Genomic DNA, 22914 nt, shown 5'->3' on the forward strand with positions numbered 1-22914 from the left:
TTATTTGAGGTGTTAGCGCTGGGAAAGCTTTATCGCTTTTTGGCTCTTTTGGCGTTTGATAAAGCGATTCTTTGGATAACCAAGGGAAGACAATCGCTCAAGCTTAACGCCGGCAAGAAGCGGTGTTGTCATGCTATTCCACGCTCTGATTTGTACTTTTCGCTGTGTTGCATCGCTTATGGTTTCATCTAACCCAGAAATATACTGCCTATCTAAAGACTGGAGGTTTTGTCCTGCATTGATGGTTGTAATCCAAACTTGATCCGCAAAGTCGCTGTATAAGCCATATGCAGCGAGCTCAGCATCGTCGGCATGTGGCGCAATGATGAGAATGGGCCCATCAGCGAGGTTGGGTTTTTTAAAGCCTAAAAGTTTTGCTTCAGTAGGAGCTTTGCAATGTTCGAAAGCCAATTGTAATTGGTACAATGTTTTGTCTTTTGCCAATAAGCCACTTAGATTGAGGTAGCGAGTGCCTTGTTGATTCGCTTCAAAAAATTGTGAATGGCCAACTGTATTTTGATCTTCATTATTAAAAAAAGCGGAAATACAGCCTTGCTTTTTTTTATGAGTAGATTGATAAGGAAACGATAGTAACCAAGTAAATTCATCTTGTGTTAACTCAGCGAATCTTGCTTCATCTGCCAGAGTCAAATTAGATATATTGCTTGTGTTCTGCTTTTTTATAAGTACGTCACTTTGCCAATCTGGTTGTAACGCATACTGGTAATCAAGTTTTTTCATAAAAATAATTCTTGTAAAGTAAGGCAGTCGTTTAATCTAAATTTATTGAGCTGGTAAGTAGGTGCCGCAATATTGTTGCACGATATGTTTTTCGTCAAACTGCGCGAGCGATTGTGCGACGTCTGGGCCTAAAAGCACGGAGTCTCCTTGTTTCAAAGCAAGGACGATTTTCTCGGCAAGAGACTCAGGGCTTTGTTCTGCTAAATAGTCACTTAACTGCCCACGCATGATATCACTAACGCCACCAGGGCAATTTGTTGCAACGACAGGTGTTCCGCAAGCCAAGGCCTCAATGAGTACCATTCCTAGCCCTTCACTTTTGGAGCTTAAAACAAAGAGGTCTGCACGCTGATACCAAGGAAATGGATTGCTTTGTTTACCTTTTAGAAAGATACAATCTTCTAATCCTAGTTTTTTGATCTTATTTTCGATTGCAGCTTTTTCTCGACCTTCCCCGACGATAACTAGGTCATGTGTTACGCCGAAGTTGTTGCGTGCGTAATAATAGGCGTCGATTAATAATGGAAAGTTTTTACCTCCTACAAGACGGCCTAAACCTAAAATATAGGGGCTTGTATGGTAATTAATATTGGTTTCTAGAGCCGATGCTTTTTCTCTAATTTCTTCATAATTATTTGGGTTGCTTATGATTGAAATACTTTGACATGAAATAGCGAAGTTGTGAATTAGATCCATAAAAGAGCGCTGTGCTTCTTTGGATATACATACCACATGTCGGTTGGAAAATAGCCATGAAAACATCTGCTTAGATTTAGAGCCATACACCGACTGGTTAAGCATACTTTCACAAACGAAGACAAAACGAGGGTCTTTGAGTGGCCAAATATGTGAAAAAGTGCCTTGCCCACGAAAAATAATAAGATCAAATCGGCCAGCTTCTTTCTCTAATTTTTTGAGTTTATAAGAAAAAGCCATGGCTTCCGCATAGGCAAAAAACATGACGAACGATTTACGAAAAATGATATTTAATAATTTAGATATTATTAGCCAAATAAAACCAATGCCGCTTAGCATCACCATTTTTTGTAGGGCAAACAAATGTATTTTGACATTAGGGTTGCTGGGGGAGACTTCAATTTTGCGATTTTTAAGATAAATAAGGTGAGTATCATGGCCTTGTTTCGCAAAGGCGTCGGATAAATTGCAGGCAACTCTCTCCATGCCTCCAATTTTTAAACAATTTACAACAACCGCAACCTTCATCGAATCTCCTAAAAAATGTAAGGCAACGTTGTAAAGTCGCCGTCGTGCTATTTCTACTATTGAAAGCTAATACTAAACAACTCAGCATTCAAAAAATATAGTACATAAATTAACGAACCCACTAAATGCTCAAGAAGGCTATTTAATCCCCATAAATAACGGAATAAGAATTGGCACTAGAATGCTCATAATAAAGCCACTGGCGATGCAGACTGGGATGATTTGCGCGCCGTGAAATTTACCCAGCATGGGTAAGGTGAAATCCATTGCCGTTGCGCCAGAATAACCGACGGACATGTGGCTATTTAGTCGAGCTAAGAACGGAATCAGCATGAGGGCAAGGATCTCACGTCCAAGATCAAGCAAGAAGGCCGTGGTGCCAAGTACCGGATCGCCTAAGCCCGTAATAAGAATGCCAGATAAACTGTACCAGCCGAAGCCTGAAACAACCGCAAGCCCTTGGTTCCAACTTAGCCCTAAAACTAGGCTGCCAATCCAACCCGCTAATAGAGTGGTGAAAATGGTCACTAGGGCGATAATAACGCCTTGCGAGTTTAAAAAGAGCTTGCGTAGACGGTGATTGCCTTGACGAAGTTGGCAACCGATTAAAAAGAGTAAAACGTACAGCAAGCCAGTCACTAGTTCGTCGACGCCTGTTAGCCAATCTTTGGCGAAAATCCCAACGATGACGCCACCAATCACCCAAGCAATGGTTCTTGCTGCATCCATTAGTGCATGGTTTTTGCTGTCTGATGGACCTTGAGCAAGACTGTCTGCGTGGGTGCCGCCAAAACGCAGACCACTTAGATATAAGCCAGCTAGGCTCAATACGCTGATTAGCACAAAGAAAATAATGGCTTGATAACCAGCAATGAATAGCTTTTCTGCTAAATTGTCTAGCGCACCAAGGCTAAAGCCAATTAAGCCTAAAATGAGGTACACAAGCTGTTCTAACCCTTTTGCCACGCGCGCAGGCGTGAATAACTTGATATTGACCCAGTAACCAAAGAGTAGGGCGATAAGTAATGGGCCAAGAGTAGCGATAATGGTCATGTGGGTGTGGTCTTCCTAGACAGGTCTTTAAATACTGGTGCGGCATTTTCTCGGTATTGAGATGTAAATACAAGCTTGGTTTTTTGTAGAGCATGTTGTTTTTAGGTGGGACGTGATTCATCACGTCAAGGTTTTGGTTTGGTGAGATTCATTTTTGACGGCCTGAAGGCCGACCTACATTTTTGATGGTATGTTTTTTGATGGTATGTTTTTTGTGGGTCGTGTTTTTGCGCGTCAATATTTTGGGTTTGGTGTGACTTGGTTTGTTCTTATTGATGCTTGATATCGTATTTTTTACATAGTTAATCTGATAAAATCCGATTAACTATGTAAAAATGTAGGTTTTTTCCAATGAGCGAAGATCTTTTAAAAACGTTTGGTTGTGTGCCTATCCAGCATAGTAGTTTGTTGGCGGTATTACATGATTACAAAACGCCAAATGACAAAATACACCGTTGGTTGCAACAAGGTTGTTTGTTGCAGGTTAAGCGTGGGTTGTATGTCGTTTCGCCTCAGATGAGCGGTGAGTTGTGGTCGCTACCGCTGGTTGCGAATGTACTGTATGGACCTTCTTATGTCTCTCTGGATTACGCTTTGTTTTATCATGGGCTGATTCCTGAAGGTGTTGTTGAGATATCTTCGGTGACGACTAGGCGTTCGAAATTCTACAAAAGTGATGTAGGCCGCTTTTCGTATACTCATTTGCCTTTGCCTTACTATTCGTTAGGCATTATTCAAGTAAAACCAGCTGAAAAAGTGAGCTATTTAATGGCGTCACGAGAAAAAGCTCTGTGCGATAGTCTTTTGTTAGCACGTAATTTAAGAGTCTATTCTGTTAAAGGTTTGGAGAGTTATTTGCAGCAGGACTTGCGGTTGGACTTTTCTGAGTTGGCGCAGTTTGATATTGCTTTAGTAAAAAAACTCGCAGAGAGCGGAACTAAGGCTGCTTTATTAGGGCTGTTGGTTACCTTATTGGAGTCATTATCATGTTAAAGCAAATGCTACAAAAATATTCACTTTCCAGTGAGGCGGAAGCGGACCAAGCGCTACGCGAAGTCATGCAAGAAATTGCGTTGGCGGGGTTGTATCGAGGTGGTTTTTTTCAAAAAGCGGCATTTTACGGCGGCACCTGTTTACGTATTTTTCATGGCTTGCCTCGATTTTCTGAGGATTTAGATTTTTCATTACTTGCACCTGATCATTGCTTTACACTTGACCCTTATTTTAAGGCTGTTAAAGACGAGTTCATATCGCTTGGTATTGAGGTTGAAATTACTCAAAAAACCAGAAAGTCGACCAATCAGATTGAATCTGCTTTTTTGAAAAGTCATAGCCAAATTTTTGATATTTCATTGATGATAGATCGGCCTGTTAAGATCAAGTTTGAAGTCGATATTGATCCTCCATTGGGTTTTACTACAGAAGAGAAGTTGTTATTGGAACCTTTTTCATTTTATGTGAAGTGTTTCCGGCCATCTGATTTATTTGCCGGTAAGATGCATGCTCTGCTATTTAGGCCGTGGCTCAATAGGGTAAAAGGCCGTGATTGGTATGATTTCGAATGGTATGTTCGACGTGGTATCCCTATCAATCTCTCTCATTTTGCCAATAGAGCTAAGCAAAGCGGTGATATAATTGATATTGATTTGAATGAAGAGACCTTTAAACAATTGCTCGCAAGCAAAATTACACAACTGGATATAGTCGGTGCTAAACAAGATATTGTCCGGTTTATTACGGATCCTGATTCGTTGACGTTATGGTCTGTGGATTACTTTCTGCAAATTACGAAAAAATTAAAAGTCGTGAAGTGATGATAATTTGATTGGTAGATATAAGTGTAGGTCAAATTTATCCCAACAATGCTCGTATCTGTCGGCCTGAAGGCCGATATACAGGTGATTTGGTGCAATGTATGGTGATCGGTGGTAAATTGCTCGGCTGTTTTTTGGTGTTTTCTATGGATAGTCGGCGGTGATGTGTGGTTAAGCGTTTTCCAGTGTTAAAAGAAGTTTTGCATTTGTTGTTTCCGATGATCCTGACTATGACATTGGAGTTGTCTATTAGCGTTGTCGATACCATTATGTTAGGCCATTACAGTGCGTTGCATTTGGCTGCTGTTGGTTTGGCATCGAGTTTATGGCTACCGGTTGGATGTTTCTTGATTGGTGTGACATTCGGGCTTACGCCTTTGGTGACGCGTCATTTGCATGGTCGACAACCAAAATTGGTTAATCTGTATATGTCGCAAGCGGTTGGCTTGTCTGTTGGACTTGGTTTATTGGCAAGCTTGGTAGCTATCTTCTTACTGCCATATTTCGCCGGTTTGATGGCGACGGAAGAAGAGACAAGGCAAGTTTCTATCTCGTATTTATATATCTTTGCGCCAGCTCTTCCAATGTTGGCTTTGATGACGGCGTATAAAAACTTGTTTGAGGCGGCTGGTCGTCCAGGTTTTCCGCTGTTTGTCGCTAGCTTTGGTCTGGTGCTGAATGTATTGTTTAACTATGTGCTGATTTTTGGCAAGTTTGGTTTTCCTGAAATGGGGGCAAAAGGTGCGGCGTTGGCGTCTGCTTTGTCTTTGTATCTAGCGGTAACCCTATTTTTTGTTTATGACCGCTTTATTAATAAAACTCCGTTATTTACTCGCCTTGTGTGGCGTTACACGCGTAAGTTTTCGATACTTCTTAATATTGGTGCGCCAGCAGGTTTTGCCTTTGCTTTTGAGGTGGGCTTGTTTTCATCTATGACGTGGCTGATTTCATCTTTTGGTGATCTGGCATTGGGCGGCGGTCAGATCGTTATGTCTTACACTTCTTTCTTGTTTACACCAATGATGGCCATGAGTGCTGTGACTGCGATAGTGGTAGCAAAAGCCATGTCGAAAGAAGGCGTTAGCGGCGTTAGAAAGCGTATTCGTGTGATCGTGTTGCTAGGCCTTTCTTATGTAAGTACGTGTTTTATTATTACTCAGGTCTTTCATAATCAGATTCCTTATATTTACAGCAATAATGCTGAAGTTGTGGCCTTGGCAGCGAGCATTCTGTTGATCTCTTCTTGTTATCAATTCCCCGATATGCTGCAAACTGTATTTACTGGCGCCTTACGAGGATTTCGTGATACGCGTTCAACCATGATCGCCTTTGCAGCGTCTTTGTTTGGTTTAAGTATACCGTTTGGATTTTGGTTGTCTCATTACAGCCCTTGGGCAGAAACTTTATCTCTGCGAGGTTTTTACATTGGTCTAGGTGCAGGGTTGACCTTGTTAGCGGTAATTTTGATCGTACGCTTTCGTGTGATATTAGCGCGTTATGAAGGCCGACGTATTGCCTCACCAAGAGAAGTTGCGTAGGCAAGGAATTTCCGGCCTTTATCAAACTTCCTTGACGCGCTAAAGCACGACCAACAAAAACCTAACAAAATCAATCACCTGTAGGTCGGCCTTCAGGCCGTCAAAAACGAATTGCACCAAACCAAAACCCTTGACGCGCTAAAGCACGATCTACATACGGTTTGGTTATTGTTTAAATTGCCACTGCGGTAGTTGGGTGTCTGGGTGTGACAAGCGGATGAGGTCGGCTTGGTAGGTAGTTTCTATTTGTTTTCCTTGGGCTAGTCTTTTGGGCTCACTGTTGAAGATGACTTTGCCTTTTTCTAATAGGACGAGTTTGTCACCATAGAGTGCCGCTAGGTTGATGTCGTGTAAGATGCAGAAAATCCCCAATCCTTTTTGAGTAAGGTTTTTAAGTAGCCTTAAGACTCGTTGTTGCTGGTGTAAGTCGAGCGCTGAAATGGGTTCATCTAATAGTAAGTATTTGCCTTCTTGAGATTGTGTTTTTGTCCGTGAGGGCTTGTCTGCGAAGAGCTGAACTAAGACTCTTGCGAGTTGGATACGTTGCTGTTCTCCTCCGGATAAGCTGGCGTATTGACGAGTTTCTGTATCTGGCATGCCGACTTCGATTAAGGTGTCATGAATTAACTTCGAGGCTTGCTGATCTGACAATGCCCATGGTGCGAGCCCAAGAGAAACCACTTCTTTCACGGTTAATGCGAAAGGCAGATGGATTTGCTGAGTTAATACGGCGCGCTTTTTGGCGAGGTCTGCCAGCGACCAATTCGACAACAGTTTTTTATCTAACGTGATGTGCCCTGTATCTGCTTGAAGTGCGCCTGAGCAGCATTTTAATAGCGTCGATTTTCCCGCGCCGTTTGGCCCAAGAATAATAGTAAGTTGTCCAGGCTTTATGCTAAGAGAAACATTTTCTAATAGGTTTTTCCCAGATCGAATAAGCGTGAGTTCGCTGATGTTAAGCATTAGCTGGTTTCTCGTATATTTTTTAAAAGTAGCCATAAGAAAAATGGCCCACCCAATAAGCTGGTGACCAAGCCAACAGGCAGTTCTGCAGGAATGACTAAAAGCCGAGCTAGGGTATCTGCTCCTGTTAGTAAACTGGCGCCTAATAAGGCAGAGCAAGGAATGACTATGCGGTTATCGGCACCAAAGAGCATACGAATGAGATGTGGGACCATTAGTCCAATAAAGCCAATAAGGCCGGTAAAGGCAACGGTCACGCCGACACATAACGCCACAATGGCGATGAGCTTTATTTTGAAGCTCTCGACATCTAGTCCTAAATAACGGGCTTCTTCTTCGCCAAGTAATAACAGATTTAAGTTTTTAGATTGGCGCCAAGCATAACAAAGCAGTGGTAATAAAATGCTTGCAATAACAGCAACTTGCTCCCATCTAGCACCGCCTAAATTTCCCATTGCCCAAAAAGTTAAGGCTCTTAGCTGTTCATCATTGCTTACGTAAGTAAGTAATCCTGTTGCTGACCCTGATAAGGCATTGATAGCGATACCAGCAAGGAGTAAATGCAGTACAGATACTTGGCCCTTGTGTTTGGATAATTGAAAAATCAACCAGCAGGTGAGTACCGCGCCTAAGAACGCCGCGATGCTTTGCAGATAAGATTGTGCCCACAGTGGTAAGTTATCTGCTAAAGGATTGAGAACAATCAAAATGCCGACAAAAACGGAAGCGCCAGATGAGACGCCTAGTAAGCCGGGATCTGCCAATGGGTTACGAAATAATGCTTGCATTAACGCACCAGAAACAGCGAGTGCAGCGCCGACCAGAGCAGCCATGAGTAGCCTAGGTAAGCGAACCGTCATCAGTATTTGTCGGTCTATGTCATTCATGGAAGACAGAAAAAGGTCTCGCCATGAAATCGAATAGGCTCCTTGCGTTAACGCAAATATCCCCACCATAAACAACGCTAAGATTAGGACTGGGTAAGGGATTTGCGAATAAAAGGCGCGTTTCATGGCGCCCAGTCTTCAAGTTGTTGATGTATAAGCTCAATGGCTTGAGGCGTTCTTGGGCCGAGGCCTAATGCTAATAAAGCATCTAAGGATATTAAGCGTTGAGCTTTTGCCGCTGGTGTTGAAGCCATTCCGGGTAAAGACCAAATGGCTTGCTCGCTTGCTCTTGTCAGTCCTTGTTGAGTCACCACAATAGCGTCTGGCTGAGCGAGTAAAATGGCTTCAGGAGTGAGTGCCTTGTAGCCTTTTATGTTGCTTACCGTATTGGTTGCCCCAGCGAGATGAAATAAAGCATCGGGAGCAGTTCCTTGTCCTGCCACCATAGGAGCGCCGCTCATTTGTAAGACAAACAGCAAGCGAGGAGGACGTTTTTTCCAAGATTCAGGAATAGCTAATTCATCAAAGTCTTGTTTAATGTCATCAATCGCTTGCTTGCCAGCAATGTCTAGATTCAAGGCATGAGCGACTTGTGAAACTTTATCAAAAATACCCTGTTTGGTATCTGGTGCGTCTATCGACACAACGTTCACCCCAGTCTCTTTTAGCTGCTGCAATACTTTAGCTGGTCCTGCTGCTGGCGTGATGAGTAAGAGTTCTGGATGAACGCTCAGTACGCCTTCTGCCGACAGAGTGCGCTGGTAGCCAACTTTGGGCATTTGGTTCGCTTTATCGGGGTAGATGCTACTGGTATCGCTGGCAACGAGTTGCTTGTCAGCACCAAGTAAATAGACGATTTCTGTGACTGTTCCACCTATGCTGACAACACGTTGAGCAAAACTGAAGGTACTGCTAAGTGATCCTAACACCATCAGGGTAACGAAAATAAGCAGCTTTCGGCTCATGATGTCGTCTCCTGTTTAGCGCTTAGATTAATCACTTTCTCTACTGTGTTTTGCCATAGTGGTAGTTCAGGGTTCCCCGGCTTACGTTTGCCAAATAGTGTTAAAATGGAGTCGCCTTTGGCGTTGAATGCTTCAATAGAAGTAATAATGCCGTCGCTGCTAGGGCGTTTGATGGCCCAAGTTTCTGCGATCAAGTCTTCTCTTAGGTGCAAGTTAAAACCTGGGTCTAATACATTGAACCAAGGGCCTTGTTGCATAAGACGATGTACTTCGCCGCTGAAAATTTGGATGCAGCCTTTATTACCAACAAACACCATGATGTTGCAGTTTTCTTCTTCAGCAAAGGTTATAGCGTTTTTTACACTGTCTTGTTTTAGTTTTGTTGCCCATTGATCACCAATTTGGGACAAAGCTTGAGTACGAGAAAGGCCGTGCCTTTTGAGCATGCTATGATATTCATGAACATCTTTTAGCTCTGACCATTCTTTAGCGAAATGAGCTTTATCAAAATTAGCTGGTAGCTCGCTGATAGGTTCTTGCTCTTTTTCTAACGGTAAATAAGTGGGTGGAACGGGGGAAGCGTCGCGAAATTCAGTTATGAGAGCGTCCCATTTTTCGGCTAGAGTATTGTCTGTGCGATAGATTTTATGAACTGCTAAACCATGAGCGTTGAAAAACTGGATACTATGGCGACCATTTTCGATGACATGGAATGCGCTGTGCCATTGGCCAAGGAACAGGCGTAAGTCGATATCGTCCGATAAGACAAGACCCATATTGCCCTTTTCCATGAAACTAAACTTATGATACGTCCCCGTGGTTTCGTGTACGGCTTCATCGTTGCGGGTGATGGTCATCACCTCACCGACGTTTTCTAGCTGAGCTAATAGGCGTTGAAACGGTGGCTTGATAGCCCATGTTTCTGTGCCTTGTCGGCAAGCAACTAATTCGCCCTCGCTAATGTTCAGCTGTTTGGCAAGCTCTCGAGCTCGTGGTGCTTGGCCTGATAAAACAACTTCTAGGTATCGCGAGTAAGCAAGATTATTGGTGGTATTTGCTGTTTTAACTTTAGGTGCTTCGTTGTTGACTGACATATGAATTCTCCATGAATAAATAAGGGAGAAACGCTTCCCCTTGTTTATTTTTAAGTTAATAAATACTTTGAGCGTGTCTTAGAATGACAAGGTTGCATCTATGCCAAAATTGCGACCTGCACGAGTGTATCTATTCAAGTTAGTGCTGGTATTGGTTAGGTTACGAATGTCATTCCAATTCATGTATTTTTCGTCGGTTAGGTTAAAAAGACCGGCGTTAAAAGTGAGGTTTTGCGTCGGTTTGTAATAGGCTGTTAGATCAACAAGGCTATAATTTGATGTGGCTAGCCATTGTTTGCTGGTGGATATGTCTTCTTTTTTCTTACCAGACGCCCAAGTTAGGTTGAGCTTTCCGCCCCATTTTTCTGATGGTGCATCGTAGCCAAGACCGACAACCGCACTAAGCGGTGAAATGCTGTCGAGCGGTTCACCGTTTTCTAGGTTATCTCCTTCTGCGTAAGCTATGGCTCCATTTAATACCCAGCCGTCATTAAGAGTATCTATGCTTTTAGATAGGTCTAAATTACCTTTGATCTCAACGCCTTTAATCACCACATGGTTAAGGTTTTGATTGGTGTATTGGCCAAGGCTAAAAGCCGCTGAAGAGCCTAAAGATACTTGCTCGATGAAGTTTTTATAATCGTTGTAGAAGGCAACAAACTCTGCCGCTCCATATGTATTTTGGGCGCGAATGCCCGCCTCGATGAAGAGGCTTTCTTCTGGCTCCAAATCTGGGTTTGGTGTTATTTGGTAAGAACCGTAAGGGGCTGAGTTTGCGAAGTAGTAGTAGAGTTCATCTAAGTTTGGCGCCCTAAAGCCTGAGCCTGTTTTGCCGAAAACCGTGTAAGTGTCCGTCAGAGCATATTCGGCAGCCAGTTGTGCGGTAAGTGCTTCGTTTTCATTATTGCCCCATGACTCTATGTATTCGTCGCCTGTTGTTGTGTATTTGTAATTATCGTAACGGATGGCGGGAACGAGAGTTAGCCTATCTGTGGTAGCCCAGCTGTCTTCTATGTATACGCCAAAGATGTCAGCGTCAGCTTTAGGGGAAAAGCGAGATGCCGTGGTTGTGCCTGATACTGTGTCTTTGTTTAGGTTTTCCAAAGACTTTTTGTCGTAATTTAAACCATAGCGGATTTGATGGGCTTCAATTTGTTTCACTAAATCGGCTTTTAAACTGGTGCTTTCCTCATCATAAAAGCGGTTCACAAGACGGTTGTTATTGCTCCGATGTGTTTTGTTGGTCGTCTTGGTATCTTGATAATCGACCTGCCATTTTAAGCGATCATATAAGGTGTTGGTTTGTGTATTTTCATGGAAGAAGCCAATACGGCGACGGACGCTTTTGTCGTCAGAACTTTGTTGATCTGTTGCTGAGCTTTCTGAAAATAAGTCAGACTCTGATGTGCTGTGGAAGTATTCACCCACAACACCAATACGGTTATTGTCGTTTACTTGCACTTGCACTTTAGCTAGTACGTTGTCTGATCCGGTGTCTGCCGGGTCTACCGAAGCTCGTTTGACTCCGACTGTCTGATCCGATCCAGCGTCGCCTCGATGGTTCTTGTTTTCATGACCATCTCGGTTTGTGTATACAAGCAAGGATTCTACCTTGCCAGTGCGATTCGCAATGGTGAGTGTTTGATTGAATTCATCCGATGCACTTTTGTATCCGGCTTTTAACGAGCCTGAAGTATCATTGCCTTCTGCGGATAAAAAGCTACTAGGCTCTTTTGTTCTATACTTTACAACGCCACCAAGGGCACCGCTGCCTTCTACAACATCACCGCCTTTAATTATTTCGACAGACTCTAATGAATCCATATCAACGGTATTTCGTCCGGTTCTTAAATAGGTGGTTGTAGGTCCGTATGCATCGGCTTGTGTTACGCCATCGACACTGATTTTTACTCGGTCACCATCAAGTCCTCTTATATTAATGCTACTTATGCCAAAGCGGGAATCTTGGCTGGCATCGACTCCAGGTTCGTAGCGGACTAGATCATCTAGATTGCGGACTAGTGTTTTTTCGATATTTTTATAATCAATACTAGACGCTGAGCTACCTACCTTTGGCACATTTTCTGATAGAGCATCAGCTTCAATTGTGACAGTATCTAATTGGTGTTCTACTTCTAAAGTATCTGCGGAAAAGACCGGATTTGCTGCCATAATAGATAGAGCGATTAAAGATAAGGGAACAGGGTAAGCTGTTTTTTTCATGATTTCTCTCGTTGATTCATTAAGTCACTCCGAACTAAAAGAACATTCCTTTATGAGAATGATTATCACAAAATAACAGCATCAAATACAAATGACTTTCATTAACATTTGTTAATAAAGCAAGGTTATCTGCTATTGAAAGGGTTTTTCCAATTATGGTTTAGGAGACGTTGTTCTTACTATTGATGCTTAATATACGAAAGTTCATCCGCAAGGGAATAACGGCTTTCGTTAGTCAGTTAAATGGATTCGTCGATCTAGGGAGGTGTTTCAGGTGAGAATGCAATACACGCTAGAAAGGACTAGCGTGTATTGATTATATAAGAGAAATCAGGGAGTTAAGCGAATACGAAGTATTTGCGAACGGTTTCAACCACTTCCCAAGTACCTTTCATACCTGGCTCGATAACGAATACATCACCTGCTTTTAGGTGCTTTGGTTCTTCGCCTTCTGGGGTGATAATGCAGTAACCTTCTAAGAAATGGCAAAACTCCCATTTGTCATAGTTCACTTCAAACTTACCTGGAGTACAGATCCAAGTCCCCATTATTTTGCTACCATCTTTCGATAAGTATGCATTTAGATTAACTGTGTGCGGATCGCCACCAATGCGGGTCCATTTTGTTGCGTTTACCACAGGCGTTGGGCAGGTTTCGCGCATAACAGTGATAAAGTCAGACATAGCAGCTCCAGATAAAATGTTGAATTAAAGAACAACCATTGTATGGTGGCACCTATCTAGAGAGTTGTCTGTTTGCGTCATAAATGTCTTTGAAAGAGCTAAAGAGGTCAATGAAAAATTCTTTGCGATGTTTGTAGCTTAGCTCAAATTATCCAGAAGAATTTACACGGAGTTTATGGGGATCTTTCCCGGTAGGTTGTAGGAGCTTTCATGATAAAAGCTCGGTAAGCTTGAGCAATGATTCTGTTTTGTTCGCAATGTTTTTTCCAGTATCCCTTCTAATATAAGTAGTAAGCCAAAGTTTTAAATAATGGCTCTTCCTATCGATTAACGCTAGAATCTTGGCGTTTTTGATTCAATGTTTTTAACCCATTTTAAGTAACTTGTAATGAGTGCTCATTCTGAAGGATTCGTAATGAAGGGAAATTTCTTTAAAGCCGTCGTCGTTGTGGCTTGTTTATCTTCTGCTGCCGCGTTCGGCTTTAGTTTCGATATTTTTGGTTGGTTCCAAAAGAGTAGCAATATCGACAAGATGATCGAATATGTTCCTGCTGATACGGCTCTTTTTGTTGGTGGTGTGACAAATAAAGATATTGTTACTAGCTCTGATCAGATGATGGCTCAGCTGAAAGATAGTAGCGATGGTGATGCTATTTTAGAGATGCTTAAGTCTTTTCCTGAAAGTGAAGGCTTGGATTTTATACGCTGGTTTATCAAAGATTATTACGAAGTGGCACCCAAGGGTGGCATAGCAATATATAACCACTACGGCTTTGATATGGAAGGCGCGAGTGTTATGTATTTAGACGGGATTTTCCCCGTTATGCGTGTTGTATTGCAAGACGAACAGGCGTTTCTGAGTCTTGTTGAAGAAGCGGCTCAAGAAAGTGATTTGACCTTGGGATCAAAAACTATTGCAGACCACACCTTAACGACTATTGAGCTGGCGAAAAATGACGATATAGTGCTAACACTTGGTTTTATGATCAAGGATAGTGTTCTTACTATCTCAGTATTATCGCAAAAAGATGATTCAGCCGCTCAAGCTCAGCGTTTTGCTTTAACTAAGCCTTCTATTTCTATGCCAGCAGATAGCTGGAAAAACGACAGCAAGATATATAACTTCATGGATTATTCCCATGGTTATGTAAGTTTGCTGAACATTGCTAATGCTATGCTGGACAAAGACGCTCGTGCGCACCAGCAGTTGAAAGCCTTGATGGGAGACGAGCTGCCTGATTTAACTGAAGCTCAAATGCAGTGTCGTACTGATATTGTCAATATTGTTTCTGGTGTGCCGCGTTTTGTCTTTGGTTTGAATCGTTATGATGTAAAAGACGACAATATGGCGTTTGACTTCTCCTATGCACTAGAGATCAAAAATGCCAGTATCTTAGGCGAACTGAGTAAACTTCGCGGCTTTATCCCAAGTTATTTGAATACTAGTAAAGACCTTACTCTTGGTCTGGGTGTGGGTTTATCTGCGGATGCTATTTCACCGGTTTTAACGAGCCTATGGAGTCAGTTTACTAAAGCAGATTTTAGTTGTGCTCAGTTGCAAAATTTACAAGTGAAGTTACGGGAAAACAACCCAGCGGTGCTGTCGGTATTTACTAGCATGGCACAAGGCTTATCTGGTGTTAGCTTGGGCGTTTTTGATTTGACAAAAGATGAAAACAGTCAGTTAGGCGCTCAATACGATGCCATTGCGACCATCACTGCTGAAAAGCCAGAAGTGCTGTCTGCACTTGCTAGTAAATTCCTACCCATCTTAAATGGTGTACAAATTCCAACCGATGGTTCTGCTGTTAATCTAGCCGACAGCGGTCTGCCAATGGATACTTTCGTGGCAATTAAGGGCAAGCATTTGGTTGCTTACACAGGCGAAAAGAGTAAGCAGGTTGCCGAGCAATTAGCGACGGAAGAAGTGAAGCCAAACGGCGTTGTAGCTTTTAATATGGACAGTATTAAGCTGGGCGACCTGATCATGGATATGGGAGCGCTAAACGCAAGTATGGGTAATGACTGTACCGATTTGTTTACCGTGTCTACTGTGCTTACCACGGTGCCTTTTACATTAAATGTTCGTGAAGATCTTGATAATAATGGTTATAAAAGCGCTTGGTTTATGTCGATGAATGATGTATCAAAAATAACCATAAAACGTCGTCAAGATTTGGTTAATGCATTTAAAGTTGAATACTTAGACGAAGAATGTAACTGGATCGATATCGGCAGCGAAACCTTTAACGAAGATGGGACAGGTACGTTTGTAGATAGAGATGATTCTAACAGCTGTAATGTCTTCGAAAGTAGCTTCAAATGGTCTCATGCTTTGGGCTCTATCATAGAAACTGACTCTAATACCCGATTCCGCAACAGCTGTGATAGTGAGTGGGAACAACAAGAGAGTGTCGACTTTAGTTGCCAGATTTTGGGCGCCAAGGAAACCGAGTTTTATTGTTTACAAGACGATGGTGATTACAAAGCCCTTCATCGTTACACGCAACAGTGATCAACATAAAACGCTAATTTAGAGTTTTATTGCACTCATAAAAAATCCAATGACGTTGCAGTCATTGGATTTTTTTGTGCTAGTTTATTATTTACCTTTTGCTTCTTTGATCGCTGCAAAGAATTGATCAAGTAGATCTTGTCCTAGTTCTTTCGCTTGGGCGTCAATAACTATTTTTGCTGAAGCTTTCATCTTATCCATTTCTTCAGGTGCAATACTGTTTACTTCCATCTTTGTTTTTAAGAAAGCCAGAGATTTTTCTGCTTGTTCTCTACTATCTTTTCTTTCTGCTTCGCGGGATATAACGGCTGCTTTTTTAATGATGGTTTTTTCATCATTGCTGAGCTTATCCCAGAAAGGCTTACTGATTAACATAACCCATGGGCTATAGACGTGATGTGTTTGGCTAAGGTACTTTTGAACTTCATAAAACTTACTAGATTGGATTGTGCTGTATGGGTTTTCTTGTCCATCTACAGCGCCAGTTTCTAATGCAGTAAAGAGTTCTGAAAAGGCCATAGGGACAGCGTTAGCACCCATCTGGTTGAAGAGCTCTAAATACATAGGGTTTTGCATAACCCTTAGTTTTACACTGTTTAGATCGTCCATGGTTTTGATAGGGCGTTTTGAGTTTGTCAAATCACGAAACCCATTTTCCCAGTAAACAAGGCCAACAACTCCATGTTTTTCTAAGCCATCCAGCATGGCTTGTCCAAATTTTCCATCTAGAACTTTGTCTGCTTCTGGACCATCTTTAAACATGAATGGTAAATCCCAAATCGCAAAACTTTTGTCTATGCCAATTAATGATGATGTTGACGTGATCATCATTTCTTGCGCTCCGCCAATTAGCGCATTTTGCATTTGAATTTCATTTCCCAACAAAGCATTCGCAAAGGATTTTACTTTGAATTTTCCATCGGAAAGTCGCTTTACTTCCTGTGTAAATGTTTCTACTGCTCTACCTTGTTTACTATCTTGATTTAATCCATATCCAAATCTAATGATTCGAGAATTCACATCTTGGGCGCTGGCACTAATTGAACCAATTGTAAGAGTGGTTCCGATAGCAATCGCTAAAATAGATTTAAATGCATTTTTTGATATTGTTATTTTTCTCATTTTATTTTCCTTTTTAGGTTTAATAGAGCAGTTTTGCTGGTACGGTTATAATTTCTGGGAATATCACGAACAATACTATTATTGCCATATATGCAAATAAGAAGGGCAGTATTCCTCTTGTTATTTTTTCTAATGGCTCTTTTGCTACGCTAGAAACAACGCTTAAAACGGTGCCAACTGGCGGTGTAATTAACCCTACACAGCCAACCATAATAAACATAACGCCAAAGTAAATAGGATCTATACCGGCTTTAATAATTAAAGGTATGGTTACAGGTGCTAATATTAATATGGTTGGCGTTAGATCCATGACCATCCCGATTAATAACATGACGATCACGATTGTCGCCATTAATGTTCTCGGGCTGTCCATAATAGGCTCTAGAAAACTTATTAATTCAGCAGGAAGATCTGCTAATGTCACCATATATGAAGAGACAATCGCCGCAGCACAAAGAAACATAACAATACTTGTTGTATAGGCTGCTTGAATGAATAGAGGGATAAGGTCTGATATTTTCAATTCACGGTAAACGAGAAGACTAATTATCATTGCATATCCAGCAGCAATGACAGCGGCTTCGGTTGGCGTGAAAAGTCCTCCTCGTAATCCACCGATAATAATTACCGGCATAAGCAATGCAAAGAATCCATCTTTTGCTACTTTTAATCTAGTTTTTATACTTTGGCGAGGTTGAGGCTCCACATCAACCGTTTTCATGCTCCATTTCCAAGCTAAGACCAAACCCAGTCCCATGATGATTCCAGGTACAATGCCAGCCATAAATAGCTTGCTGATAGATTGATTCGCCGTTACACCAAAAATGATAAATGGCATGCTTGGGGGAATAATCGGGGCAATAATCCCGCCTGCAGCAATGAGTCCTGCAGAGCGACCTATTGGGTAGCCATTATTGCGCATCATTGGGAGAAGGAGCGTTGCTAGTGCTGCTGTGTCTGCAATCGCTGAGCCAGATAAGCTTGCCAGTATCACGGCTGCAATGATAGCTACATATCCTAATCCTCCGCGTCTATGGCCTACGCAACTAATTGCAAGGTTAATGATACGTTTGGATATTCCCCCTGCATTCATTACTTCCCCTGCAAGGATGAAAAATGGTACAGCCATCAGGGGGAAGCTATCGGCACCATTGATAAGGTTTTGTGCGACTAATTGAGCATCGAAAAAATCTAGATGCCACATTAATGTTATGCCAGTTAATACCAAAGCAAATGCTATTGGCATACCTAGAAACATAAATCCAGCTAGGCTGAATAAAAAAATCCCTAATGCCATTAGTTATTCTCCTTGAGTTGTTCTGGAGATATTTCGGTATTTCCTGGAATATGAGAATTTTCACTTTTTAGAATAATTAGTATGAGATTTCTTATAATATAGAACCCCATGCCAATTGATGCGAAAAGGCCAGTGGAGTACATAAATGCTAAAGGATATTTCATAACAGTTGAATTTATATTCCAACCAATGTTGTATTGTTTCCAACTGCCTTCTAGAAATAAATACAAGGCATATAGCATAAGAGAATGACTGATTATTGCGCATATTAATCGTAAATTTTTAGGAAGCTTTCTTTGTATAAGATCAAAACCAATATGGGAATTTCGACCAACAGCAAGAGTTGCTCCCATAAAGATAAGCCATACAAACAAAAGTCTCGATAGCTCTTCTGAAGCTGCAATGCCCGAGCCAAATAAATATCGTAAAACAACATTTATAAAAACTGCAGAGAACATTACTGCTAAAGCTAAAGCCATCATATACTCAATGAATCGTTCGAATTTATTGATTATATTGTTCATTTTTTTCACCGTTATTATTTTAATTACATTAGAAAAAATATTCTAATGTGAGTGTCTAGGTGGATTGTCTTTAGATATCACTTTTAAATGTAAGGTTGCGGGTTCTAGGCAGCCACCGGTTGAAAGTTGGCCAACAAGTTGACGATACAATTCTTGCCAAGGTGTTTGAGATGCCGGGATGTTTGGCGTCCATTCTTCACGACGTTTGGCCATTTCCTCATCATTAATTAAAAGATTAATTGAACGATCGTTGAGGTTGATCAGAAGCTTGTCGTTGGTACGAAGTAGCGCAATACCACCGCCAACAGCGGCTTCAGGGGACATATTGAGAATAGATGGGCTTGCTGATGTGCCACTTTGACGACCATCGCCAAGGCATGGCAATGATGAAATCCCTTTTTTCATTAATTCTGACGGTGGATCCATATTGACGACTTCGGCACTGCCAGGATAACCAACTGTGCCAGCACCACGAATAACCAAAATACATTTTTCATCTATGTTGAGTTCGGGGTCTTCTATTCGAGCATGATAATCTTCCGGCCCTTCAAACACGATCGCGCGAGCTTCAAATGAGTTTTCTGCACCAGGTTCAGATAAATAGGTTTTCTTGAATGCGTCACCAACCACAGACATTTTCATTATGGCGCTATCAAAAAAGTTACCACTTAGAACGATGAAACCCGCTCGATGTTTTAGTGGCGCTGCGCATTCATAAATAACATCAGCGTTATTAGTGGGGTTGGCAGTTGCAATTTCCCCGATGGTTTTGCCGCTAACAGTTTCACATTGTTCATGGAGGTAGCCTGACTTTTGAAGCTCATGAAGCACTGCAGGTACGCCTCCAGCGCGATGAAACCCTTCACCAAGATGTTTACCAGCAGGCATGCAATTGACTATTAGAGGCACATTTTCACCGACTTCTTGCCAATCATTAAGCGATAAATCTATGCCCATGTGGCGTGCAATGGCGATTAGGTGAGGTGGGCAATTTGTGGATGCGCCAAGTGCGGAAGCAACCACAATGGCATTATGAAATGATTCTTTAGTCATGATCTGTGAAGGGCGAATATCATTAAGTACCAGTTCACAAATACGCTTGCCCGTTGCATAGGCCATTTGTCCGCGCTCTCTGTACGGTGCCGGAATACTAGCGCAGCCAGGTAATGACATGCCTAAGGCTTCAGCCAGAGCATTCATTGATAACGCTGTGCCCATGGTGTTGCAATGGCCAATGGATGGGGATGCAGCGGTTGTCATCTCCATAAAGCCTTCGTAGTCAATCTTTCCCGTTGCTAATAATTTACGAGAACTCCAGATAACGGTGCCAGAACCGATTAGCTCACCTTTATGATGTCCATCCAACATCGGTCCGCCAGATAAAACAATGGCAGGTAAGTCGGTTGTGGCTGCTGCCATTAGACAAGCAGGAGTTGTTTTGTCGCACCCAGTGGTGAGTACGACACCGTCTAAAGGGTAGCCATGAAGTATTTCAACTAACCCTAAGTAGGCTAAATTACGGTCCAGTGCCGCTGTTGGACGACGACTTTGCTCGGCAATTGGGTGCACTGGAAATTCCATTGGTATGCCGCCCGCATCACGGATACCTTCTTTAATACGTTGTGCTAATTGGACGTGATGACGATTACAAGGTGTTAAGTCACTTCCAGTTTGCGCTATACCTATAATAGGTCGACCTGATTGAAGCTCTTCACGAGTCAGCCCTTGGTTCATGTAGCGCTCTACATACAATGCTGTCATATCGGCGTGGCTTGGATCATCAAACCATTGCTGGCTGCGTAAGCGAAACTTATTATTATTTTGCATGTGAATATCTCTGTGTTTTTTAATTATGCGGCGCTATTCCCATCATCAAATATTCGTTGATGATTCAACTCGTTATTTACTGACAAAGTTATTTTTAGCTTTTAATAAACCGCGGTGAGTTAAGTTATTGATGAGTGAGTTGATTCCAAACTCCCATGGCTTTGCATCGCTGCTGTAAGTGACGGTGTTGTATAGCGTGCCAAGTTTTGGGCTGCTAATGATGACTGTGTCGCCTAGCTTATGCGTAAAACCGCCGCCAATATGATCACGATCTTGAGTAGGTGAGAATAGCGTCCCTAGAAATAAGAAAAAGCCATCAGGATATTGGTGATTTTCGTTAATAGTCTGCTGAACAAGATCTACTGGGCTACGACTTATTTTTATCATGGAAGACAGCCCTTCTAGGGTGTAACCGTCGGTGCCTTTTACTTGAAGAGTAACTTCGCAAGTATGCACATCCTCTAAGGTGAAGTTATCGTCAAATAAACGAATGAAAGGGCCAATGGCACAAGAGGCGTTGTTGTCTTTTGCTTTGCTAAGTAGCAGTGCGCTACGACCTTCGAAATCACGTAAATTTACATCGTTTCCTAGGGTTGCGCCTTGTATCTTACCTTTGCTGTTTACGGCTAGAACAATTTCAGGCTCAGGATTATTCCACTCAGATTTCGGATGAATACCAATGGATTTTCCGCTTCCGATAGCCGATAAAACGGGGGCTTTTGTGAAAATTTCCGCATCTGGGCCAATACCGACTTCTAGATATTGTGACCACATGCCTTTTTCTATTAACAGTTCTTTCAACTGTGTGGCTTTTTCAGAGCCAGGCTCAACTGAACTTAGGTTATCGCCAATAACGCCTTCTACTAAAACTCGGATGGCTTTCGCTTTTGAAGGGTTACCTCCCGCTTGTTCTTCGATTACTCGTTCAATCATGCTTGAGGCAAATGTGACGCCTGCGGCTTTAATAACTTGAAGATCGGCTGGAGCGAGTAGATAGGCTTGATCAGTGTTGGCTGAATCATGGGTGTTGTCCAGTAGATCCTCTAGGCTGCATAGGAATGTTCCTTCGACATCTTTAAGTTGCTCTACTGGATGATCGTTTTCTAGGAATTCACTTAGTGTTGCAAAGTGTGCAGATATATCAAAAACATTGTTTTCGCGAATGACAACGAGTGATGGGCCTGAAGGATTGCCTGGAGACCAAACGCGGCCAATAAGAGTCGCTTGGTTCGCATCGACTGGTAGGGTGTTCTTTGTTGTAAGTTTGATCGACATAATTGGTATTTCCTTATTCTTGTTGGAATGTACATTAAGATGGGGAATCGATAAAATCCAATGACATATAGTTAATATTTGATAACTGGTAGTTATTGATTAGAGGAAGGGTTATGTCGCATTTTTCATTTTCAACGTTTTGCAACTGGATAAAATTTAGACATCTTTATTTATTAGATTCACTTGGTCGTACAAAAAATATGCACTTGACTGCACAGCAAATGAATTTGAGCCAGCCAGCCGTGAGCAAGATGCTCAAAGAAATTGAGGGGTTGCTTGGTTTTGAAGTGTTTGATCGACTACCGCGAAGTATGGTGCCGACTACTCTAGGGGAGCATGTTATTCGATATGCACATATGACCTTAAATGATGCTAATGGTTTTGTTGAGCAAATTACTAGCTTGCATAAAGGTGGACATGGTTACTTAAAAGTAGGGGGGATTTTTGCCGCTACTTCAGCTGTTCTGCCTGAAGCGATTATGGAAATAAAGAAACGTTCCCCTTTGTTGAATGTTGAAGTGGTTGAACAAACAAGTGGGAACTTGATGAAAATGTTGGAAGAAAAGACGTTGGATTTAGCAATAGGTCGATTTTCAGAGCAAGGACAGCAACAAAATTTCGACTTTACTCCCTTAGCTCCTGAAAAATTTTGCTTAGTCGCCAATTCAAGCCATCCTCTTAGCGGGGAGGAGACGGTTTCACTTGAAAAGCTCTTTGAATGGCCTTGGTTGTTATACCCTAAGGGGACACCGATTAGAGACCGTATGGAAGAATCTTTCGCTAAAGCAGGGGTAGCATTACCGCAAGATATTGTGGTGACGATATCTGTGCAGACTTTTCTTGAATTGCTTCAGCGAGGTCCAATGATTGGTATGCTACCAACCGTTATGGTTAAGCCTCATGTAGAAAGCGGTGTTTTAACTGTGCTTAAAACACCGTTGGATTTAGTGCCTCAATATTACGGTATCTTAACAAGGAAAAATGAAGCGTTAGTCGGCCCCGCATTAGAGTTCGCCAATATTCTTCAGCATAATGCTCAACAAATATTGGCGGCTGAAAAACAACCAATTGATATTATTTAGTTATCAATTGATCAATAAAAACCATTGGTAAGTGATCGATATCAGACCTAAATTACCGTGAATAACAAAAAACGGTATGGGAAATTT

The 22914-nt window shown here is 42.0% G+C and carries 19 protein-coding genes; 5 read left to right on the forward strand and 14 right to left on the reverse strand.

Features of this window, described 5'->3' with window-relative positions; genetic code table 11:
* Window positions 1-12: 12 nt before the first annotated feature.
* The 3 genes from B6N13_RS02370 to B6N13_RS02380 form a co-directional block, all read right to left on the reverse strand.
* Window positions 13-741, reverse strand: coding sequence for a PIG-L family deacetylase (locus tag B6N13_RS02370; protein ID WP_169458349.1), 729 nt, complete (start codon window positions 739-741; stop codon window positions 13-15).
* A 42-nt stretch (window positions 742-783) separates the two neighbouring features.
* Window positions 784-1965 carry a glycosyltransferase gene (locus tag B6N13_RS02375; protein WP_169458350.1) on the reverse strand — a complete coding sequence of 394 codons (1182 nt, stop codon included), beginning with the start codon at window positions 1963-1965 and terminating at the stop codon, window positions 784-786.
* Between the two features lie 138 nt (window positions 1966-2103).
* Window positions 2104-3018 carry a lysine exporter LysO family protein gene (locus tag B6N13_RS02380; RefSeq protein WP_012068566.1) on the reverse strand — a complete coding sequence of 305 codons (915 nt, stop codon included), beginning with the start codon at window positions 3016-3018 and terminating at the stop codon, window positions 2104-2106.
* A 351-nt stretch (window positions 3019-3369) separates the two neighbouring features.
* On the opposite strand from B6N13_RS02380, the gene B6N13_RS02385 reads away from it, so the two are divergent.
* The 3 genes from B6N13_RS02385 to B6N13_RS02395 all read left to right on the forward strand — a co-directional run bounded on the left by B6N13_RS02385 (window position 3370) and on the right by B6N13_RS02395 (window position 6370).
* Complete coding sequence (locus B6N13_RS02385) at window positions 3370-4011, forward strand: hypothetical protein (protein WP_169458351.1); 642 nt, start codon at window positions 3370-3372, stop codon at window positions 4009-4011.
* Window positions 4005-4832 (forward strand): nucleotidyl transferase AbiEii/AbiGii toxin family protein, encoded by an 828-nt coding sequence (locus B6N13_RS02390; protein WP_169458352.1) that lies wholly within the window; start codon window positions 4005-4007, stop codon window positions 4830-4832. Before B6N13_RS02385 ends, B6N13_RS02390 begins: the two co-directional genes overlap by 7 nt.
* 185 nt (window positions 4833-5017) lie before the next feature.
* On the forward strand, window positions 5018-6370 hold the full coding sequence (locus B6N13_RS02395; RefSeq protein ID WP_348981516.1) for an MATE family efflux transporter: 1353 nt from the start codon (window positions 5018-5020) through the stop codon (window positions 6368-6370).
* 165 nt (window positions 6371-6535) lie between these two features.
* Here the strand turns inward: B6N13_RS02395 and B6N13_RS02400 are convergent, their stop codons facing one another.
* From B6N13_RS02400 to B6N13_RS02425, 6 genes are all read right to left on the reverse strand, one after another.
* Window positions 6536-7333, reverse strand: a complete 798-nt coding sequence (locus B6N13_RS02400; RefSeq protein ID WP_169458353.1) for a heme ABC transporter ATP-binding protein — start codon at window positions 7331-7333, stop codon at window positions 6536-6538.
* A complete protein-coding gene (locus B6N13_RS02405) occupies window positions 7333-8346 on the reverse strand; it encodes an iron ABC transporter permease (protein WP_012068571.1) in 1014 nt (337 codons plus the stop codon). Before B6N13_RS02405 ends, B6N13_RS02400 begins: the two co-directional genes overlap by 1 nt.
* Window positions 8343-9185 carry an ABC transporter substrate-binding protein gene (locus tag B6N13_RS02410; protein WP_169458354.1) on the reverse strand — a complete coding sequence of 281 codons (843 nt, stop codon included), beginning with the start codon at window positions 9183-9185 and terminating at the stop codon, window positions 8343-8345. Before B6N13_RS02410 ends, B6N13_RS02405 begins: the two co-directional genes overlap by 4 nt.
* Complete coding sequence (locus B6N13_RS02415) at window positions 9182-10279, reverse strand: ChuX/HutX family heme-like substrate-binding protein (RefSeq protein WP_169458355.1); 1098 nt, start codon at window positions 10277-10279, stop codon at window positions 9182-9184. The genes B6N13_RS02410 and B6N13_RS02415 overlap by 4 nt, the downstream gene beginning before the upstream one ends.
* A 78-nt stretch (window positions 10280-10357) precedes the next feature.
* Window positions 10358-12502 (reverse strand): TonB-dependent hemoglobin/transferrin/lactoferrin family receptor, encoded by a 2145-nt coding sequence (locus B6N13_RS02420; protein WP_169458356.1) that lies wholly within the window; start codon window positions 12500-12502, stop codon window positions 10358-10360.
* A gap of 338 nt (window positions 12503-12840) precedes the next feature.
* Entirely contained in the window at window positions 12841-13185 is a 345-nt protein-coding gene (locus B6N13_RS02425; RefSeq protein ID WP_012068575.1) for a cupin domain-containing protein, read from the reverse strand.
* 415 nt (window positions 13186-13600) lie between these two features.
* Between B6N13_RS02425 and B6N13_RS02430 the strand changes: the two genes are divergently transcribed.
* A complete protein-coding gene (locus B6N13_RS02430; protein WP_169458357.1) occupies window positions 13601-15700 on the forward strand; it encodes a hypothetical protein in 2100 nt (699 codons plus the stop codon).
* A gap of 87 nt (window positions 15701-15787) precedes the next feature.
* On the opposite strand, the gene B6N13_RS02435 is transcribed toward B6N13_RS02430, so the two are convergent.
* From B6N13_RS02435 to B6N13_RS02455, 5 genes are all read right to left on the reverse strand, one after another.
* On the reverse strand, window positions 15788-16822 hold the full coding sequence (locus B6N13_RS02435) for a TRAP transporter substrate-binding protein (RefSeq protein WP_169458358.1): 1035 nt from the start codon (window positions 16820-16822) through the stop codon (window positions 15788-15790).
* Window positions 16823-16841: 19 nt separating this feature from the next.
* The gene (locus tag B6N13_RS02440; protein ID WP_169458359.1) at window positions 16842-18119 is read right to left on the reverse strand and encodes a TRAP transporter large permease subunit; all 1278 of its coding nucleotides are present in this window, start codon (window positions 18117-18119) and stop codon (window positions 16842-16844) included.
* Entirely contained in the window at window positions 18119-18643 is a 525-nt protein-coding gene (locus B6N13_RS02445; protein WP_012068579.1) for a TRAP transporter small permease, read from the reverse strand. The genes B6N13_RS02440 and B6N13_RS02445 overlap by 1 nt, the downstream gene beginning before the upstream one ends.
* 42 nt (window positions 18644-18685) lie before the next feature.
* Window positions 18686-20470: an IlvD/Edd family dehydratase gene (locus B6N13_RS02450; protein ID WP_169458360.1), complete on the reverse strand. Its 1785-nt coding sequence runs from the start codon at window positions 20468-20470 to the stop codon at window positions 18686-18688.
* A gap of 72 nt (window positions 20471-20542) precedes the next feature.
* Entirely contained in the window at window positions 20543-21745 is a 1203-nt protein-coding gene (locus tag B6N13_RS02455) for a fumarylacetoacetate hydrolase family protein (RefSeq protein ID WP_169458361.1), read from the reverse strand.
* Between the two features lie 113 nt (window positions 21746-21858).
* Between B6N13_RS02455 and B6N13_RS02460 the strand changes: the two genes are divergently transcribed.
* The gene (locus tag B6N13_RS02460) at window positions 21859-22827 is read left to right on the forward strand and encodes a LysR family transcriptional regulator (protein ID WP_169458362.1); all 969 of its coding nucleotides are present in this window, start codon (window positions 21859-21861) and stop codon (window positions 22825-22827) included.
* Window positions 22828-22914 lie beyond the last annotated feature (87 nt).

The organism is Marinomonas sp. UCMA 3892 (genome assembly GCF_012726345.1).
Taxonomy (GTDB): domain Bacteria; phylum Pseudomonadota; class Gammaproteobacteria; order Pseudomonadales; family Marinomonadaceae; genus Marinomonas.

What these genes read in the sequence shown, in the direction of transcription:
- B6N13_RS02430 (WP_169458357.1), top strand. Translation starts at nt 13,601, where the DNA reads ATGAAGGGAAATTTCTTTAAAGCCGTCGTCGTTGTGGCTTGTTTATCT.
- B6N13_RS02405 (WP_012068571.1), bottom strand. Translation starts at nt 8,346, where the DNA reads ATGAAACGCGCCTTTTATTCGCAAATCCCTTACCCAGTCCTAATCTTA.
- B6N13_RS02370 (WP_169458349.1), bottom strand. Translation starts at nt 741, where the DNA reads ATGAAAAAACTTGATTACCAGTATGCGTTACAACCAGATTGGCAAAGT.
- B6N13_RS02445 (WP_012068579.1), bottom strand. Translation starts at nt 18,643, where the DNA reads ATGAACAATATAATCAATAAATTCGAACGATTCATTGAGTATATGATG.
- B6N13_RS02375 (WP_169458350.1), bottom strand. Translation starts at nt 1,965, where the DNA reads ATGAAGGTTGCGGTTGTTGTAAATTGTTTAAAAATTGGAGGCATGGAG.
- B6N13_RS02390 (WP_169458352.1), top strand. Translation starts at nt 4,005, where the DNA reads ATGTTAAAGCAAATGCTACAAAAATATTCACTTTCCAGTGAGGCGGAA.
- B6N13_RS02425 (WP_012068575.1), bottom strand. Translation starts at nt 13,185, where the DNA reads ATGTCTGACTTTATCACTGTTATGCGCGAAACCTGCCCAACGCCTGTG.
- B6N13_RS02385 (WP_169458351.1), top strand. Translation starts at nt 3,370, where the DNA reads ATGAGCGAAGATCTTTTAAAAACGTTTGGTTGTGTGCCTATCCAGCAT.
- B6N13_RS02435 (WP_169458358.1), bottom strand. Translation starts at nt 16,822, where the DNA reads ATGAGAAAAATAACAATATCAAAAAATGCATTTAAATCTATTTTAGCG.
- B6N13_RS02450 (WP_169458360.1), bottom strand. Translation starts at nt 20,470, where the DNA reads ATGCAAAATAATAATAAGTTTCGCTTACGCAGCCAGCAATGGTTTGAT.
- B6N13_RS02460 (WP_169458362.1), top strand. Translation starts at nt 21,859, where the DNA reads ATGTCGCATTTTTCATTTTCAACGTTTTGCAACTGGATAAAATTTAGA.
- B6N13_RS02415 (WP_169458355.1), bottom strand. Translation starts at nt 10,279, where the DNA reads ATGTCAGTCAACAACGAAGCACCTAAAGTTAAAACAGCAAATACCACC.
- B6N13_RS02380 (WP_012068566.1), bottom strand. Translation starts at nt 3,018, where the DNA reads ATGACCATTATCGCTACTCTTGGCCCATTACTTATCGCCCTACTCTTT.
- B6N13_RS02400 (WP_169458353.1), bottom strand. Translation starts at nt 7,333, where the DNA reads ATGCTTAACATCAGCGAACTCACGCTTATTCGATCTGGGAAAAACCTA.
- B6N13_RS02410 (WP_169458354.1), bottom strand. Translation starts at nt 9,185, where the DNA reads ATGAGCCGAAAGCTGCTTATTTTCGTTACCCTGATGGTGTTAGGATCA.
- B6N13_RS02420 (WP_169458356.1), bottom strand. Translation starts at nt 12,502, where the DNA reads ATGAAAAAAACAGCTTACCCTGTTCCCTTATCTTTAATCGCTCTATCT.
- B6N13_RS02455 (WP_169458361.1), bottom strand. Translation starts at nt 21,745, where the DNA reads ATGTCGATCAAACTTACAACAAAGAACACCCTACCAGTCGATGCGAAC.
- B6N13_RS02440 (WP_169458359.1), bottom strand. Translation starts at nt 18,119, where the DNA reads ATGGCATTAGGGATTTTTTTATTCAGCCTAGCTGGATTTATGTTTCTA.